Source organism: Iamia sp. (assembly GCF_035575815.1).
Taxonomy (GTDB): domain Bacteria; phylum Actinomycetota; class Acidimicrobiia; order Acidimicrobiales; family Iamiaceae; genus Iamia.
Genome location: NZ_DATLXO010000045.1, coordinates 1 through 16638, shown reverse-complemented (window position 1 = coordinate 16638; position 16638 = coordinate 1). Strand labels below are relative to the sequence as shown.

Annotated in this window: 17 protein-coding genes; 9 read left to right on the top strand and 8 right to left on the bottom strand. The window is 70.9% G+C overall.

Features of this window, described 5'->3' with window-relative positions; all coding sequences use genetic code 11:
- The first annotated feature begins 67 nt into the window (after positions 1 to 67).
- The 4 genes from VNL12_RS04380 to VNL12_RS04365 are packed head-to-tail and all read left to right on the top strand — an operon-like array spanning position 68 to position 2306.
- Entirely contained in the window at positions 68 to 364 is a 297-nt protein-coding gene (locus VNL12_RS04380; RefSeq protein WP_325591870.1) for an antibiotic biosynthesis monooxygenase, read from the top strand.
- A 41-nt stretch (positions 365 to 405) separates the two neighbouring features.
- The gene (locus VNL12_RS04375) at positions 406 to 615 is read left to right on the top strand and encodes a CopG family transcriptional regulator (RefSeq protein WP_325591868.1); all 210 of its coding nucleotides are present in this window, start codon (positions 406 to 408) and stop codon (positions 613 to 615) included.
- A complete protein-coding gene (locus VNL12_RS04370) occupies positions 612 to 1010 on the top strand; it encodes a type II toxin-antitoxin system VapC family toxin (RefSeq protein WP_325591866.1) in 399 nt (132 codons plus the stop codon). Before VNL12_RS04375 ends, VNL12_RS04370 begins: the two co-directional genes overlap by 4 nt.
- Before the next feature lie 15 nt (positions 1011 to 1025).
- Entirely contained in the window at positions 1026 to 2306 is a 1281-nt protein-coding gene (locus tag VNL12_RS04365) for an APC family permease (protein WP_325591864.1), read from the top strand.
- Positions 2307 to 2444: 138 nt separating this feature from the next.
- On the opposite strand, the gene VNL12_RS04360 is transcribed toward VNL12_RS04365, so the two are convergent.
- The gene (locus VNL12_RS04360; protein ID WP_325591861.1) at positions 2445 to 3626 is read right to left on the bottom strand and encodes a zinc-dependent alcohol dehydrogenase; all 1182 of its coding nucleotides are present in this window, start codon (positions 3624 to 3626) and stop codon (positions 2445 to 2447) included.
- Positions 3627 to 3750: 124 nt separating this feature from the next.
- On the opposite strand from VNL12_RS04360, the gene VNL12_RS04355 reads away from it, so the two are divergent.
- The 3 genes from VNL12_RS04355 to VNL12_RS04345 all read left to right on the top strand — a co-directional run bounded on the left by VNL12_RS04355 (position 3751) and on the right by VNL12_RS04345 (position 5296).
- The gene (locus tag VNL12_RS04355; protein WP_325591858.1) at positions 3751 to 4074 is read left to right on the top strand and encodes a metalloregulator ArsR/SmtB family transcription factor; all 324 of its coding nucleotides are present in this window, start codon (positions 3751 to 3753) and stop codon (positions 4072 to 4074) included.
- A complete protein-coding gene (locus VNL12_RS04350; RefSeq protein WP_325591856.1) occupies positions 4071 to 4373 on the top strand; it encodes a hypothetical protein in 303 nt (100 codons plus the stop codon). The genes VNL12_RS04355 and VNL12_RS04350 overlap by 4 nt, the downstream gene beginning before the upstream one ends.
- Positions 4374 to 4642: 269 nt before the next feature.
- Positions 4643 to 5296: a maleylpyruvate isomerase family mycothiol-dependent enzyme gene (locus tag VNL12_RS04345; RefSeq protein ID WP_325591853.1), complete on the top strand. Its 654-nt coding sequence runs from the start codon at positions 4643 to 4645 to the stop codon at positions 5294 to 5296.
- A gap of 13 nt (positions 5297 to 5309) precedes the next feature.
- Here the strand turns inward: VNL12_RS04345 and VNL12_RS04340 are convergent, their stop codons facing one another.
- Positions 5310 to 6224 carry a haloalkane dehalogenase gene (locus VNL12_RS04340; protein ID WP_325591851.1) on the bottom strand — a complete coding sequence of 305 codons (915 nt, stop codon included), beginning with the start codon at positions 6222 to 6224 and terminating at the stop codon, positions 5310 to 5312.
- Positions 6225 to 6768: 544 nt separating this feature from the next.
- Here VNL12_RS04340 and VNL12_RS04335 point away from each other — a divergent pair.
- The gene (locus VNL12_RS04335) at positions 6769 to 7143 is read left to right on the top strand and encodes a 4'-phosphopantetheinyl transferase superfamily protein (RefSeq protein ID WP_325591849.1); all 375 of its coding nucleotides are present in this window, start codon (positions 6769 to 6771) and stop codon (positions 7141 to 7143) included.
- Between the two features lie 25 nt (positions 7144 to 7168).
- Positions 7169 to 7576 carry a TraR/DksA family transcriptional regulator gene (locus VNL12_RS04330; protein ID WP_325591847.1) on the top strand — a complete coding sequence of 136 codons (408 nt, stop codon included), beginning with the start codon at positions 7169 to 7171 and terminating at the stop codon, positions 7574 to 7576.
- A gap of 118 nt (positions 7577 to 7694) precedes the next feature.
- Here the strand turns inward: VNL12_RS04330 and VNL12_RS04325 are convergent, their stop codons facing one another.
- The 6 genes from VNL12_RS04325 to VNL12_RS04300 all read right to left on the bottom strand — a co-directional run.
- On the bottom strand, positions 7695 to 9203 hold the full coding sequence (locus VNL12_RS04325) for a class I SAM-dependent DNA methyltransferase (RefSeq protein WP_349257798.1): 1509 nt from the start codon (positions 9201 to 9203) through the stop codon (positions 7695 to 7697).
- A gap of 50 nt (positions 9204 to 9253) precedes the next feature.
- Positions 9254 to 11116: an HNH endonuclease signature motif containing protein gene (locus tag VNL12_RS04320; RefSeq protein ID WP_325591843.1), complete on the bottom strand. Its 1863-nt coding sequence runs from the start codon at positions 11114 to 11116 to the stop codon at positions 9254 to 9256.
- A gap of 256 nt (positions 11117 to 11372) precedes the next feature.
- Entirely contained in the window at positions 11373 to 11987 is a 615-nt protein-coding gene (locus VNL12_RS04315) for a DUF4276 family protein (RefSeq protein ID WP_325591841.1), read from the bottom strand.
- Positions 11984 to 13189, bottom strand: a complete 1206-nt coding sequence (locus VNL12_RS04310; RefSeq protein WP_325591840.1) for an AAA family ATPase — start codon at positions 13187 to 13189, stop codon at positions 11984 to 11986. The genes VNL12_RS04315 and VNL12_RS04310 overlap by 4 nt, the downstream gene beginning before the upstream one ends.
- Positions 13189 to 14487, bottom strand: coding sequence for a restriction endonuclease subunit S (locus tag VNL12_RS04305; RefSeq protein WP_325591836.1), 1299 nt, complete (start codon positions 14485 to 14487; stop codon positions 13189 to 13191). Before VNL12_RS04305 ends, VNL12_RS04310 begins: the two co-directional genes overlap by 1 nt.
- A partial coding sequence (locus VNL12_RS04300) for a type I restriction-modification enzyme R subunit C-terminal domain-containing protein (RefSeq protein WP_325591832.1) occupies positions 14484 to 16638 on the bottom strand: 2155 nt, incomplete at its 5' end. The genes VNL12_RS04305 and VNL12_RS04300, both read right to left, overlap by 4 nt.

Here is a 16638-nt window from a genome sequence, read left to right as displayed (position 1 = left end):
CCGTATCCTGGCGACTGCACCATCCCCCCCGAACCGACGGTCCGCTGCGGACCGGAGAGGACCTCCCATGGTCAGCAAGGCACTCGTCGTGAAGCTCACGGCCAAGGACGACACCCAGGACGAGGTGGCGGCCTTCCTCGCCGGCGCCGTCGACCTGGCCAACCAGGAGGCCGGCACCCCCGTCTGGCTGGCGTTGCGCACCGACGACTCGACGTTCTGGATCGTCGATGCCTTCCCCGGTGATGCCGAGCGCCAGGCCCACCTCGACGGGCCCATCGCCGCCGCCCTGATGGAGAACGCGGATCGCCTCCTCGCCTCCCCGCCGGAGATCAACCCGGCTGAGGTCCTGGCCTCCAAGCCCTGACCAGCGGCGTCTACATCGGAGCACGATGTATGGTGCGCAGGGTGAAGCGCTTGCAGATCTACATCGAGGAACGCTCGGACGACGCCCTGGCGCAAGAAGCGGCCCGGGAGGGTGTGTCGAAGGCGTCGATCATCCGCCGCCTGGTCGCCGAGCACGTCGGCGGTACGGGGGCCGACGATCCCATCGACGTGCTGGTGGGAACCTTCGCGGACGATCCCACCGACGTGGACGCGACCGTCTACGGCCCGTGAGGTTCGTCGACACGTCGTTCTGGGTGGCGCTGTTCTTCGCCCGAGATCCGCACCACGACGACGCGCGTGAGCTGTGGTCGCAACGACCGGGTGGGCTGCTGACCACCAACCACGTGCTCGGCGAGACCTGGACCTTCCTCCGACGCCGACGCGGGCACGGAGATGCGCTCCGGGCCGTCGAGGCCGTCGAGGCAAGCCGCCGGGTCACCCGAATACGCGTCCCGGGATCAGCCGAGGACGATGCGTGGGAGTGGCTACGCCGCCGCGACGATCGCGAGTACTCCTTCGTCGACGCCACGAGCTTCGCGGTGATGCGGCGGCGGCGCATCGGTGAGGCGTTGGCCTACGACGGGGACTTCTCCGCCGCCGGCTTCGTCGAGCTCCGGTCTCGTTGACCCGGCCGTTACCCGGTGACCGACGGCGCGCGAGACGAGCCGAGCCGCCTGGCTCGGCGTCTGGGGCTCTTCGACGCGGTGGTGATCGGCCTCGGTTCGATGATCGGCGCCGGTGTGTTCGCCGCCCTCGGCCCCGCGGCTGCCGCGGCGGGCGGTGGGTTGCTGGTGGGGCTGGCCGTCGCCGCGGTGGTCGCATACTGCAACGCGACGTCCTCCGCCCAGCTGGCGGCGGTGTACCCGGAGTCCGGCGGCACCTACGTCTACGGCCGCGAGCGGCTCGGCCCCTTCTGGGGCTATCTGGCGGGCTGGGGGTTCGTGGTCGGCAAGACCGCGAGCGGCGCGGCGATGGCGCTCACCTTCGGCACCTACGCGGCGCCCGAGTGGCGGCGGCCCCTCGCCGTCGCCGCCGTCGTCGTGCTCACCTCGGTGAACTACCGCGGCGTCCGCAAGACGGCTCGGCTCACCCAGGTCATCGTGGTCATCGTGCTGGCGACCCTGGCCGTGGTCGTCGTCGCTGCCCTGTTCGGCGGTGAGGCAGCGGTGGCGCGCATCGGACCGGTGACCGGTGGCGGGGCGGCCGGGATCCTCGAGTCCGCCGGCCTGTTGTTCTTCGCCTTCGCCGGCTACGCCCGGATCGCCACGCTCGGCGAGGAGGTGGTCGACCCGGCCCGCACCATCCCCCGTGCCATCCCCCTCGCCCTGGGCGTGACCCTCGTGGTGTACGCCACGGTCGCCGTCGCCGCCCTGCTGGCCGTCGGGCCGGACCGCCTGGCGAACGCCCCCGCCCCATTGGCCGAGGCGGTGCGGTCCGGATCGCTCGGCGCGCTGGCGCCTGCCGTGCGCGTGGGCGGGACCGTGGCTGCCCTCGGCGTGCTCGTGTCGCTGATCGTCGGCGTCAGCCGCACCGCGTTCGCGATGGCGGCCGACCGTGAGCTGCCCGGGTGGCTCGACGCCGTGCACCCCGTCCACCGGGTGCCGCACCGCGCCGAGCTGGCCGTCGGCGCGCTCGTCACGGCCCTGGTGCTCGTCGCCGACCTCCGCGGCGCGATCGGGTTCAGCTCGTTCGCGGTGCTGACCTACTACGCCATCGCCAACGCCTCGGCCTGGACCCTCCCACCCGAACAGCGGCGATGGCCGCGACCCCTGGCCGGGCTCGGGCTGGTGGGCTGCGCCGTGCTGGCCGTCACCCTGCCGGCCGAGAGCGTCCTCACCGGCGTCGGCGTTCTCGGAGTGGGCGCCGCGGTGTGGCTCCTTCGCCGAGTTCGGCACTCCCGAGCGGCGCCGCCCGACGCCTGAAGGCGATCGGGCCGGCCGGTCGACACCTTCCGATGGCCCTCAGCGCTCGTCGGGCGCGGCCACCGGATCGTCGTGACCGTCCAGCAGGTTGTCGCTCGGGGAGTGGACCCGGTGATCACACCTCCGGTCACCGATCGGTCATGGCGCCAGCACCACCTTGATGGCGCCGTCCTGCTTCTTCTGGAACATCTCATAGGCGCCCGGGGCCTCGGCCAACGGCACCCGGTGGGTGGTGAGGTCGGCCACACCGAGGGGATCGGCCTCGTCGAGGACGAGGGGGAGGAGCTGATCGACCCATCGCCGCACGTTGGCCTGACCCATCTTCACGGTGAGCTGCTTGTCGAACATCTGCAGGATCGGCATCGGGTCGAGCGCGCCGCCGTAGACGCCGCTGATCGACAGGGTCCCACCGCGCCGGACGATCTCGACGGCGCCGTGGAGCGCCGCCAGCCGATCGATCCCGGCCTTCACCATGATCGGTGCCGCGACCTTGTCGGGCAAGAGCCCGACCAGGGCGTGGGCCACCTTCCCCGCGCCGGAGCCGTGGGCCTCCATGCCCACCGCGTCGATCACCGAGTCGGGGCCGCGCCCATTGGTCTGGTCCCGGAGGAAGGCCGCCAGGTCCTCGTGGTCGCCGATGTCCACGGGCTCGATGCCGTGGCGCGCCGCCATCTCCAGGCGCTCGGTCACGAGGTCGATGCCGAAGACCTGGGCCCCCTGGTGGCGGGCGATGCGGGCGCTCATCTGGCCGATGGGTCCGAGTCCGAGCACGGCGACCGTCCCGCCGTCGGGGACCTCGGCGTAGGCCACGGCCTGCCAGGCGGTGGGCAGGACGTCGGAGAGGAACAGGAACTGCTCGTCGGGCGGTCCGTCGGGCACCTTGATCGGCCCGTAGTGGGCCTGGGGCACGCGCAGGTACTCGGCCTGGCCGCCGGCCACCTGGCCGTAGAGCTTGGTGTAGCCGAGGAGCGCGGCGCCGGTGCCGTGCTCGCGCACCTGGGTCGTCTCGCACTGCGACTGGAGATCGCCGGTGCACATGAAGCAGTGGCCGCACGAGATGTTGAACGGGACCACCACCCGGTCACCGGGCGCGATGTGGGTGACCTCGGAACCCACGGCCTCCACGACACCCATGGGCTCGTGGCCGAGGATGTCCCCCTCGTCGATGAAGGGGCCGAAGAGCTCATAGAGGTGGAGGTCCGAGCCGCAGATGGCGGTGGAGGTGACGCGGATGATGGCGTCGGTGGCCTCCTGGATCGTCGGGTCGTCGACCTCATCGACGCGCACGTCGCGCTTGCCGTGCCAGGTCACTGCCTGCATGGGACACCTTCGGGGGTTCGTCGGTCGGGTCGGACCACTACCCCCGCGCCCGCCGCCGACGCCGACCCGCTTGCCGACGGACTGGGCCTTGCATGCGATAAGCCGCATATGCGAGGGTTGGAATGTGAGTGACACCTCCCCGACCACCGTTGTCGCGGACCACGCGGCGCACGGGGCCGCGGCCGAGCTTCTGCGGGCCCTCGCCAACCCTCACCGGGTGGCGATCGTGGTCGAGCTCGGCCACGGGGAGCGGTGCGTCCACGAGCTGGTCGAAGCCCTCGGCGTCCCCCAACCTCTCGTCTCCCAGCACCTCCGGGTGCTGCGCGACGAGCGGCTGGTGAGCGGGCGACGGCGAGGTCGGGAGGTCGCCTACGTGCTGACCGACCAGCACGTAGCTCACATCGTGGGTGACGCCGTCGCCCACGCCACCGAGAAGGAGCAACCATGACCAGTACCGACCACCAGTTCCACGACACCCACGACCACACCCACGGCGACGGCTGCGGCCACGTCGCGGTGACCCACGGCGAACACGTCGACTACCTCCACGACGGCCACGCTCACCGCGAGCACGACGGCCACTGGGACGAGTGCACCCCCGAGGCCCACGTCGTCCACGACGCCGACCACGACCACGCTCACGGCGACGGCTGCGGCCACGAGGCGGTCCCCCACGGCGACCACGTCGACTACCTCCACGACGGCCACCGCCACGCCGCCCACGACGACCACTGGGACGAGCACTGAGCCGACGGGGCCACGGTGCGCCGGTGCGCAGGTCGCGTTTGTAGCCTCGGGCGCTTGACGCAACAGCGACGAGGGACTGCCCGGTGAGTCCGTTGCCTGCTTCGACAACCTGCAGCCGATCCTCCGGGCATCACTCGTCGAGCGCGCCGGGCCGCTGGCCACAACCCGCCGGACCGAGATGTGCCGTGCGCTCGGCGCCGTGGCCGACTGCTGGTGACCGTGGCGCTCCGCGCCTGGACACGGCCCGGCCGCAGCGATAGGCAGGCCCGGTGACGGACCTGGGCGATCACTACCGCAGCAGCCGTGAGCGGCTCACCGCCCTGTTGGCCGCGGGTGACGAGGCCGAATGGGGTGCCCCGGTCGCAGCGTGCCCCGGGTGGGACGTCCACGACGTGGTCGCCCACCTCGTCGGCGTCATCGAGGACGGGCTGGCCGGGCGGCTCGCCGGGCCCCCCGACGAGGTGCTGACCGCCGAGGAGGTGGCCCGCCACCGCGACGACGCGCCGGGCGAGCTGCTGGGTCGGTGGGCCGAGTTGGCTCCCCCCTTCGAGGCGGTGGTCACCGACCGCCAGATCGTTCCCGCAGTGCTCGACGTGGTCTCCCACGAGCACGACATCCGCGCCGCGGTGGGTCGGCCCGGGGCTCGCGACGACGAGGTGGTCCTCCTCGGGGCCCGCCGCCTCACCGACTCCCTCGACGTGGCGGCCACGGTGACCTTCGAGCTCGGAGGCGCACGGGTGGCGTCGCCGCCGATGGCCGGACCGGCCTACACGGTTCGCACCAGCGCGTTCGAGGTCCTCCGCTTCCGACTCGGACGCCGCTCGCGCGACCAAGTTGGGGCGCTGGAATGGTCAGCGGATCCCGAGCCGATCCTCGACGACCTCTTCGTCTTCGGGCCTGCGTCCCTGCCACTCGTCGAGTGAGCCGGCCGGGCGCTCAGGCCCGCTCGTGGTGCACCAGGGCGGCGACGACCCCGGCGAGGTCGGCGCTACAGTCCTCCTGCAGGAAGTGGCCACCGCCCGTGAGGGTGACGTGGGGTTGCCCAGCCGCCCCGGGGATCTCGTGCTGCAGGATCCGGTCCGCCCCGGCCGTGATGGGGTCACCGTCGCTGAACGCGCACACGAACGGCCGGTCGAAGCGCCGCAGGACCTCCCACGCGGCCCGGTTGGCGGCTGAGGCGGGGTCATCGGGACTGGTCGGCACCAGCATCGGCATCTGGCGGGGACCCTCCTTGTAGGACTCGTCGGGGAAGGGGGCGTCGTAGGCGGCGATGACCTCCGGGATCAGGTCGGTGGCCGAACCTCCGTCGACGATCGCCCCGATCGGCAGCTCGGGCACCTCCTGGGAGAACCGCTGCCAGGCCAGGAAGGCATCGCCCGGCGGGCTGTCGCCGGTGGGCAGGAAGGTGTTGGCCGCCACGACCCGGGCGAAGCGATCGGGGTGCTCGGCCACCAGGCGGAGGCCGAGCAGACCGCCCCAGTCCTGGCCGAGCAGGGTCACGTCGCGCAGGTCGAGCTGGTCGAACAGCGCACCCCGTAGCCAGCCGACGTGGCGCTCGTAGGTGTGGTCGGTCCGTTCCCTCGGCTTGTCGCTGCGCCCGAAGCCCACCAGGTCTGGGGCCACCACCTGCAACCCTGCCGCCACGAGGGCGTCGATGACGTGGCGGTAGAGGAACGACCAGGAGGGCTCGCCGTGGAGGCACACCACCACCGGCGCGTCAGCGGGTCCGGCCCGCACCACGGCCACCTCCAGCTCGTTCCCGTCGTCGTCGGGCACGGGCACCCGCTGGTGGGGCCAGTCGAACCCGGGGACCTCGTCGAAGGCATGCTCGGGAGTGCGCAGGGTTTCCATGTCCGGAGGCTACCGACGCGTCGGCGTGGCCCCGTCGAGTCGCCGCGCGCCGCCTCCGCGGGCGGTCATCCTCCCGATCGCCCCGCGCACCGGTGAGCAGACGCACCCCGGTTGGTGTGTGAACGCTCACCGGTTCGGCGCACGGGTCGGCGCGGGTCGCGCAACGGAGGCGACACGTTCTCGGGCGCGCCGCCATCATGGGCCCATGGACACTTCGGCGGGCACCGATCGCGTGCCGGTGAGGCGTCGGTGAACCTGAGCGCCGGGCACACCATCGCCAAGGAGCCGGTGGAGGCGATCGAGCTCGTCGCCGGTCTCGGCGTCGACGGCGACGCCCACCTCGGCGCGACGGTCCAGCATCACCCGTGCCATGGCCGACCACACCCCGGAGTGGACGGCTGCGGCGTCGGCGTGGGGGTGGAGCGACGCCAGCCGGCTCTACCGCCTGGTCGGGCGGTGGTGCTGCCGCTGCGACGACCGTCGGTGAGCCACTCGTAGGTGGCGCGGGTCAGACCCGGTCGGTCCAGTAACCCAGTCCGACCCGGTGGGCATCGACGTGGAGGTGGAGGGCCCGGACGTTCCCGACGACGCCGTCGTCGTCCGCACGTGCACCGTCGGCGAGCGCCGGGCGCTGAGCCGAGGCGCCGCCGACCGAGGGGAGGCCTTCGGGCGGTGCTGGGTGCGGAAGGAGGCGGTGGCCAAGGCGCTCGGTGCCGGCCTGCGACTGCCGTTCGACCCGCTCGATGTCCGCACCGATGCGGTCGCGGTCCCGGGTGCCGCCGGAGCGTGGAGGGTGCGGGACCTGGACGCCGAGTTCGGCTACGTCGGCGCCGTCGTCGCCGCCGCCGCCCCGACGCGACCGGGAGGTGGGTGGAGCGCCCAGAGCAGCGGGCCGCACGCCTTGACGCCGTCGGAGTAGGTCGGGGTTGGGTACCGTGGATCCCGTGGCGCGCAAGAGATCCGGCGACGAGGCTGGTACGGCCCCGCCCGACGCGCTGCGCCGCATGCTCGCCGCCGAGCGCCGGGCGATCGAGGCCCGGGCTGCGCACCTGAAGGTCGACTTCGACGACATCGTCGAGGCGTCCACCGGGGTGGCCCTGGATGACGAGCACGACCCGGACGGGACCACGGTCGCGTTCGAGCGGGCGCTCGTCTCGTCGCTGCTCGGTCAGGCCGAGCGCGACCTGGCAGACCTCGAGGAGGCGCTCGACCGGCTTGATGCGGGGTCCTACGGGGACTGCGAGCGCTGCGGTCGCCAGATCCTCCTCGAGCGGCTCCGAGCCCGGCCGACGACCCGGACGTGCGTGGCCTGCTCAGCGGCGACGGCCGAGGCCCCCCTGCGCGGGCGTTGACCCGGCGACTCCGCCGTCGGCGTCGACCGAGCGCTGATGAGGTGGGCCACCAGGGACTCGAACCCTGAACCAGCAGGTTGAAAGCCCGATGCTCGTCACGAGCGGGCGACGGAGTCGATCAACCGCATCCATCACCTGCGGGGACCTCAACACCGATGCCTTGGAGGGACTCGGCGAGCTCGGTGAACTCGGTCAGGGCGGCCTGGAGGTCCTCGACGATCTCCGCCGCGATCACGCCGGGGGCGGGGAGGTCGTCGGTGTCCTCCAGGCTCTCGTCCCGCAACCAGAAGATGTCGAGGCTGGCCTTGTCCCTCGCCGCGATCTCGTCGTAGGTGAAGCGGTGGAAGCGATCGCTCTCGGTCCGCTCCCGCCGGGCGCCGGGCCGGTAGCAGGCGACGAAGTCGTCGAGGTCGCCCCGCGCCAGCGACTTGGTCTTGAGGGTGAAGTGCTTGTTCGTGCGCAGGTCGTAGATCCAGAGGGCCTTCGTCCACGGCGTGTCGGATCCGGGCTTACGGGTGAAGAACAGGACGTTCGCCTTCACGCCCTGGGCGTAGAAGATGCCCGTCGGCAGCCGGAGAAGGGTGTGGACGTCGCACTCGTGGAGCAACCGTCGCCGGATCGCCTCACCGGCACCGCCCTCGAAGAGCACGTTGTCGGGTACGACCACCGCCGCAGTGCCCTCGACCTTGAGCAGCGTGCGGACGTGCTGCACGAAGTTGAGCTGCTTGTTCGAGGTCGAGGCCCAGAAGTCGTCGCGGACCACCGTCAGGCTCTGCTTCTCGCCCTTGCCCTTGCCCTCGGCGTTGACGATGGAGACCGAGGACTTCTTCCCGAACGGCGGGTTGGTGAGGACCATGTCGAACCGCTGGCCGGGATCGGCCCGCAGCGCGTCGTCGACGTGCACGGGGCTGTCGGAGTCGGGGCTTTCGATGCCGTGCAGCAGCAGGTTCATGGCGCACAGCCGGGCGGTGTTGTCGACGATCTCCCAGCCGGTGAAGAGCCCGGAGCGCAGGTGGCGCTTCTGGTCGGGGTCGAGGTTCGGGTGGTGGCGCAGGATGTGGTCGTAGGCGGAGAGGAAGAAGCCGCCGGTACCGCAGGCCGGATCCGCGATGCGCATGTCGGGGCCGGGTTGCATCACGTCGACGAGGGCGGAGATCAGGGCCCGGGGCGTGAAGTACTGGCCGGCGCCGGACTTTGTGTCGGCCGCGTTGCGCTCCAGCAGTCCCTCGTAGGCGTCGCCCTTCACATCCGCGTCGAGGGTCATCCACTGCTCGCCGCCGATGAGGTCCTTGATGAGGCGCTCGAGCTTGGCCGGGTCCTGGATGCGGTTCTGCGCCTTGCGGAAGACGACGCCCAGCATGTCGCCGTTGCGGCCGAGGGTGTTGAGGATGGTGATGTAGTGCGCTTCGAGCGCCTCGCCCTTGAGCTCGAGCAGAGACGGCCAGTCGTCGCCCTCGGGCACGATGCGGTCGAGGCCGAGCTGGCGCTGCTCCTCGGCCATCTTGAGGAACAGCAGGTAGGTGAGCTGCTCCAGGTAGTCGCCGTAGGAGAGCCCGTCGTCACGCAGGATGTGGCAGTAGCTCCACAGCTTGTCGACGATGACCTTGCTGTCGCTCACGCCGGCCATCCTGGCACCCGGTGATCGGGTCGGAGGGGGCCGGACGGTCGCCCTGCCCGTCAGGCGGCGACGGCGTGGCGGGTTGCGGCGCCGGGACCGGTGCCGGTGAGGTGGGTGCCGTCGGGTCGGGTGACGTCGATGGTGAGGTCGGGTCGGCGGGTCATGGTCCAGCCGGACTTGTGGAGCAGGTGGTGGTGGCCGTTGCAGCCCAGCGCCAGGCCGTCGAGGGCGGTGCGGTGCTCGGCGCTCCAGTGGGTGAGGTGGTGCGCCTCGCACCACTCCCAGGGTGCGCTGCAGCCGGGGAACTCGCAGCCGCCGGTGTGGGCGATGAGGGCTCGCCACTGGGCGGGGGTGGCGGTGCGGCTGACGGCGCCGACGTCGAGGGCGAGCGATCGGCCGCGGGTGACGATGCGTGACACGCCGGCGTCGCAGAGCAGGCGTTGGATCGACGCATCGGGGATGGGGCCGGTGCCGACGATCTCGGCGACTCGGCCGAGGAGGTCTGGTGGTTGTCGGGCTTCGAGGGTGTCGAGGTCGACGAGGACGTTGAACAGGGGTCGTCCGAGCCCGCCGGCGACCTTGTCGGCCGGTGCGGCCCGGCTCGGTGGTCCCATGCCGGGCGGCAACCGCAACCCTCGTGCCGCCGTGTCATGCGTGCAGCCCCCGTTGGTGTCGCGGTCGAGGGGATCGAGCGGGTCGTCGTCGAGGTCGTAGAGGCCGTAGAGGTCGCTGAGGTCGTCGAGGCCGTCGCGGTCGAACCGGTGTGAGCTGGAACCTGCGTCGGGTCCGGCGGCTTCGTGATCAGCGTCGGGCTCGTCGGGCTCGCAGTCGGTCGGGGACCCATTGCCGTCGCCGCTGGTGCCCTTGGCGCCGTTCGACTCTGTGCTGTGAGCCCCGGCGGCGTGGCTCCCCGGGGCTTGGCCGCCGGGCGCGTCGTTCGCCCCACCGGTGGCACCCGTGCACTCGGTGGCACCTGTCGGCTCGGCGGCCTGGCCGCCGGGCGCGTGGGCCGCCGCACCGGTGGCGCCCATCGGCTCGGCGGGACCGTGTTTGGCGGCGTGATCTCCGGTCTCGGTGGGCGGGGCCGGGTCGTGCTGGTCGGCAGCAGCCCCGCGGGCCCGGTGCTGGGCTTCGCGGCGGACGTCGACGATGGTGGAGGACGCTGACGCCCGGCGGGCCATCTCGACGAGGGCGTCGTGGCGCATCTGGGCGGCGGTGAGACGGTTGCCATCGGCGCCGGTCGACAGGCCGTTGCGGTGCAGGTCGTCGATGATCGTCTCGAGCTCGGAGGTCACTACTGCGTTGGCCTCACCGGTGAGGAGCCCGTCGAGGAAGCCCATACCGTCGAGGGAGGTCGACAGGTTGACCTTGCGCTTGGCCTCGCGCTCGTCGTGTGACGCCTCGTCGGCGTCCGGGTCGGCGGCCGCGGCCCAGGCCCGCATGAGCCGGGCTCCGGTCTCGACGTCGCGGCGCGACACCTCGTTGAGGAGGCGGTCCTCGTCGTCGTCGAACGCGGCGGCGGTCGTCTCGGAAACCCCGCGCGCCGCGGCGAGGAGGCGCAGCTTGTCGAACCCCAGCCTGCCGTGGCGGGCGGCGGCGGCCGAGGCGGGCATGTGGCGGGCCTGGCGGGCCACCTTCACCACCGCTGATGCCCCCGCCCGGGTCACATCGGCGCGGGCCGCGATCCACCCTGAGGTGGTGAAGGCCCCGTCGTAAGCGAACTGCTTGCGCCCGTCAAACACCCCCACCGCGTCGACGATCGCGGCATCGACGGTGGCCTTGAGCTGGTACAGCGTCGGCAGGTGCGCAGCCAACTCGGCTTCCGAGAGCGCGTCGAGGTCGATGCCCGCCAGGTCGCGCAGGGCACCGGCCGCGTTCTCCCGCTGTCGCTCAGCTGAGGAGGTATCGGATACATCGAACATACGTTCGCTGCGTACCCAGACGTGCAAGGCCACACACCTGATTCGGGCATTTTTCTTCGGATGCTGCGTGGATGTCGACCGTCATGCGGACGGCGCACCGGACCAAGCGAACTGACCCTCCGCACCGCCCGCCCACGCCGTTGGCCACCAGGCATGGGCGGGCCATCGGGAGAGATGTGAGCCCGCAGCGCTGAAGCCCTTCGTCGGTCGACCTGGCGTCGCGGCCGTCGCCGAGGCACCGAGCCAGACCGTGCTGTCAGTCGCCGAGCACCCGGGTCTCCCCGAGGAGGCGAGCGACCTCACGCCAGAGCTTGTCGAAGCTCGGGGCGCCCGATCGGGCAGCCTGCATGTCGAACGTCGCGGTCAGGGCCGGCTGGTCGACCGTCGGGCCATAGGACAGCCCGTCGGTGCGGTGCTGCTTGATCCAGCCCTTGGCGTCGCGGACCGCCTCGGCGTCATCCGGCGGCGCCAGATCCTCCGGCAGGCCGCGACTGCCCCTGATCGAGGCTGCAGCCGCGAGGAACCAGCACTCGTACTCCTTGACGGCAATGACCACTGCCACCGGTGAGTCGGGCCGCGCCGCCTCGGCCCGCGCCTGCAACGCCGGGCCCAACCTCGCGACGCAATCGTCGTCGGCATCGATGAGGACGAGCACTGCGCCGTCGCCACCGTGGGTCCGAGCGGCGAGGTCAACGTAGCGCTCGAGCTCCGCCTCCTTGAGAAGCGACCCGCGAGCCACCCGGATCGGTTTCGAAACGGTGACGGCTCGGCCCGGCTCGATCTCCGGCACCATCCGTCGCAGCAGGATCGGGACGGCGGCCTTCTCGCCCTCACCCTCGACGATCGGCACCAGCACCAGAGGCTCGGTCACGGGCCGAAGAGCTTGAGCTGATCGGCGTCGACCTGACTGGCGCGCCGGGCGTCGTCGTCGGGTTCGAGCTGGTCGAGGCGGAGCAGCTCCCCGGCGGTGAACAACCGGTCGCGCAGGACGTCCCGGCCAACTCGACTGACCTGACCGATCACCGTCACGCCCTGATCGGCCACGACGGAGAGCAGGCTCGACCCGTCGAGGTCATCCCGGTCGAGCAGCTCTGGGCTGTGGGATGTGATGAGGACCTGCGTGTGCTGCGACGCGTCACCGATGGCATCGAGCAACACCCCGACGGCCGCAGGGTGGAGCGCCACCTCCGGCTCCTCGATGCCGATGAGGGTCGGTGGCCGGCCGTTCGACTGGAGCAGGGCGACGAGCACACCCAAGCCCCGGAGCGTGCCGTCGGACATGTTGGAGGCCGCGAAGGCCCACGGGTCGCGTTGGCCGGCCACCTGCTGACGGAACTCGATGGTCTCCATCGGCCCCACCGACCGCATGGCGACACCTTCCACCCCAGGGGCGACCCGGCGGAGGTACTCGACCACACGGTCGAGCGTCGCCGGGCTGCGCTGGCCGAGGTGGCCGAGGACGCTGGCGAGGTTGCTGCCGTCACGGCGCAACAGGGTGCCGGCATCGGGCTGCTGGAGCGGGCGGATCGCCGCCGGGCTCAGGTTGTAGAAGCCCATCGAGGTGAGCGCGTCGAACACCGAGCGGAACGGCGCCACGTTGCTAGCGCTCACGAGATAGAGCCGATCTTCGGCGACGGCAGGTAGACGCTCCTCGACCGTCGTCTCGACGTCGCCGCCCTGGACCCGGAAGCTGGCCTCCCCCCGGCCGAATTCAATGGTGTGGACGACGCACTCCTCGTCGGTGACGCGGAAGCCCCCGCCCTTCACCGAGCCGACCTTGAACGCGTAGTGCCCGGTGACCCCGTCCGGCAGCCGGAGGTCGAGCCGCACCCCGAAGTTGTGCGGGTGCCCACCCGAGCGGCGCCGCACCTCGTTGATGCCGCCTCGTTCGCGCAGGGCCCCGTCGAGGGTCGTGGACAGGGCGTCGGCGGTGAACCGTAGGGCGTCGAGGAAGTTGCTCTTGCCCGATCCGTTCGGCCCCACGAGGATCGAGAGCGCGCCCAGCTCGACGTCGCACGCCTTGATGCTCTTGTAGCTCTGGACCCGCACGCGGGTGACGAACGGCGGCGGCATCACGTCATCCTCGCGCTGCCTGCGCCCGCCGCTTCGGGCTCGGCGCCGGGGGTGCGCTCCGCCCGGATCCGTTCCAGCAGCACCGACGCCGGCTCGTCGTCCGGATCCTGAGGCACCAACTTCCCGGAGAACGCAGCAGCGAGGATCGAGCGGCGGAGAGCCGATGAGCGACGGCTGGCAGCCACAGTCTCGTCATGGACGCGGTCGAGCCGCGTCGTGTGGTCCTCGAGCTCGGCGATGACCTGATCCTGTTCATCGAGGGAGGGCAGCGGTACGCGCATGGCTTTGACCAGGCCGAGGCTCAGGTTCGGCTGCACGCCTCCGGAGGCGAGGCGACGGTTCTCGTCGTAGCGAGAGTTCAGCCACCACCTCAGGTAACGAGAGCGAAGACGCTCGGGATCAGGCCTGATCGCGGCACAAGCCTGATTGCACGTTGATTCGAGGCCGAGCTCGGCCGCTCGTCCTCGGGTCTTGCCCTCGCCGTACATGGCGACAAGGACCGTGCCCGCCGGCCATAGCTTTACGCTCGTCTCGTGGAGCGCCGCCTTGGTAATGAAAGCCGTCGGCTGACCCACACTCGACTGGTTGAGAGCCCCGCTTGAAACCCACGGGACGTCCCCGTTGTCCCAGTAGCGCTGCTGCGTGCGACTAGGCGTGGCGCCGCTGCCAACGAGCGCGACATCGCCGAGAGGCAGCGCCGGCGCTGGCGTCGCAAAGACCTCTGTCAGGCATCGTCCCCTCAGCACATGAATCCTCTGCGAACATGCGAGTAGCGACGCATCGGCGGCGTCGAGGCGGGAGAGGTGCTCCTCGATGGCGGCGACGATCCGATCCTGCTCCGTCCGTGGGGGCAAGGGGAGCGGCCATGCCTTGAGGACACCTTGTCCGATGTTCTGCTGCGTCGCACCTTTGCCTGCTCGGTTGAGCAAGACTCGCTGGGACCGCAGGAAGTGGAATAGATAGCGATGGCTAATAGACCGATCGTCTGGCTTGACGTACGCGATAGCTTGATTTGTTGCCATCGGGATCCCAGCAATCCCCAGCTTGCCGATCGAGCCGTACATGGCGACGAGTACCGTCCCCACCTCGACGACCTTGGCGCTACTGGCGGCGAGGCCTTCCTCCGTGATCGTTGCCGCGACCTGCGTGACCACCCCGTCGCTGAGATCGCCGATCAGGGCCCAGGGGATATCACCCCCGTGGTACCGACTCTCAGTCCGCCTTGGAGTACCCCCGCTACCCCACCTCCCGATCTCTCCGAGCGTCGCCCACTCCCAGCCCTTCGGCAGGTCGCTCATGCTGCGGCCACCACATCTGTCAGCTCGGCCAACAACGCGTCGAGGTCAGCCCCGAAGAGCTCACGCGCCCGTCCCAGTCCGCCGCGCTGGGAGAACGGTGGGTCGAGGAGCTCTCTCGGCTCGATGCTCAGGCTCGACGCCAGGTGGTCCCGGATGAGGCCCAGCCACTGGACCTGCTCGGCGGTGAAGGCGCGGCCGGCGGTCTGCTGCTGGAGGAGCCAGGCGTCGAAGCGCTCGGCCACCTGCTCGGGGAAGGGGGTCAGCTCGTCGTCGAGGCCGAGGGTGAAGCGCACCAGCGACACGACGTTGGTGAGCACCGTGCCGGCCGAGCCCCGCACCTTCGCGGCGTCGAGGGTCTCGTGCGCCTCCCACAGGCGTTCGGCCGTCCAGCGGTGCGGCGGACGGCCGATGGCCTCGGCCAGCTCCTTGACGTCGCGATAGCTGAGGCGCTGGGCGTAGGGCCGGCTGTAGAGCACCTGGAGCGCGGTGATCTCGTCGCGGTGCTCCTCCAGAAACGCCCTGAACGACTCGATGGTGTCCTTGGCGCGAGCCGTGGCGTCGACGGCGAACTCGGCACGGGTCACCGTGTCGACGCTCAGCTCGTCGATCACCTGCTCAAAGCTCCTCTGCACCTCCACCAGCTGCTCCCGCAGGTCCGGGTTGGCAGCGAGGGGGCGCAGCGCCTCGGCGAAGAGCGTCGCCTTGGCCCGGGCGACGTCGTCCTCGCCCGGCTCGGCCCCACCGCCCGCCCGCCGGGCCTCGGCCTCCTGTAGGTCGGGATCGATGGCGTCGATCAGGCCGTGCTCGATGGACGCCAGCGAGCGCCCGGCCGCCTCCTCGATCCGCTCCCGGTCGACGGTCCCGATGCGACTGTCGATGCGGGCCAGACGCGAGGCCAGGGTCGAGACCAGGTCCTCGCTGCTGTGGCCCAGCGACACCTGGTGGAGGAGCTTGGCCAGGGCGACGCCACGCTTGCGCTCGAGCGGCGTGGACTCGATGAGCTTCGTCTCGGTCACCCCCACGGCATCGACGAGGACGAACCGGTCCTTGTGGACGGCATCAGGCGTGACGTCGCGCAGGTCGTCGTCGGGGATCGTGCGCACGCCGCGGCCCTTCATCTGCTCGAAGAAGGTCCGCGAGCGCACCATCCGCATGAACACGACCATCTCCAACGGCTTCACGTCGGTGCCGGTGGCGATCATGTCGACGGTGACGGCGATGCGCGGGTTGTAGCCGGTGCGGAACTCCTGGAGGAGCGCCTCGGGCTTCCTGCCGTCGGACGCCTTGTAGGTGATCTTGGCGATGACGTCGTTGCCCTTGCCCAGCTCCTCACGGGCGATGCGCACGATGTCCTCGGCGTGGGAGTCGTCCTTGGCGAAGATCAACGTCTTCGGGATGTGGCGCAGCCGTCCCCGGTCGTCGAGCTCACGGCCGGGGAACATGGCCGGCAGGTTGTCCCGCACCGCTCGCACCACGGTGCGGATCTGGTCCATCGACACGACGCGCCGGTCGAGCTCGCGCGCCTCGTAGGTGAGGTCCTCGTCCACCTCCCGCAGGCGCACGTCACGCGTCTCGCGGTCGCGGAACTCGGTCCAGTACCCGGCCTCGATCGTGGAGCCGGACTCCCCGATCGACGTCGAGAGGCGGAACACGTCGAAGTCGACGTTGACCCCGTCGGCCACCGCCTGGGGGAACCCGTACTCCATCACCAGGTTCTGGTGGAAGAAGCCGAAGGTCTGCTTGCCCGGCGTCGCCGTGAGGCCGATCAGGAAGGCGTCGAAGTACTCAAGCACCTGGCGCCAGACGCCGTAGATCGAGCGGTGGCACTCGTCGACGATGACCACGTCGAAGGCCTCGATGGGGAGAGCTGCGCTGTAGTCGACCTCGACGGGGCGGTCGGGGGTCAGCTCGTAGGCCGAGGTCTCGTCGACCGTCTCGTCGAGATCCGCGTCCCCTCGGAGCATCGAGTACACCCGCTGGATGGTGCCGATGCACACGCTCGCCACAGGATCGACCTGGTTGTGGCTGAGGTGCTGGACGTTGTAGAGCTCGGTGAACTTGCGGCCCGAGCCGGGCACCTCGAAGCCCTGGAACTCCTTGAGGGTCTGGCGGCCGAGGTTGCCCCGGTCGACCAGGAAGAGGATGCGTCGA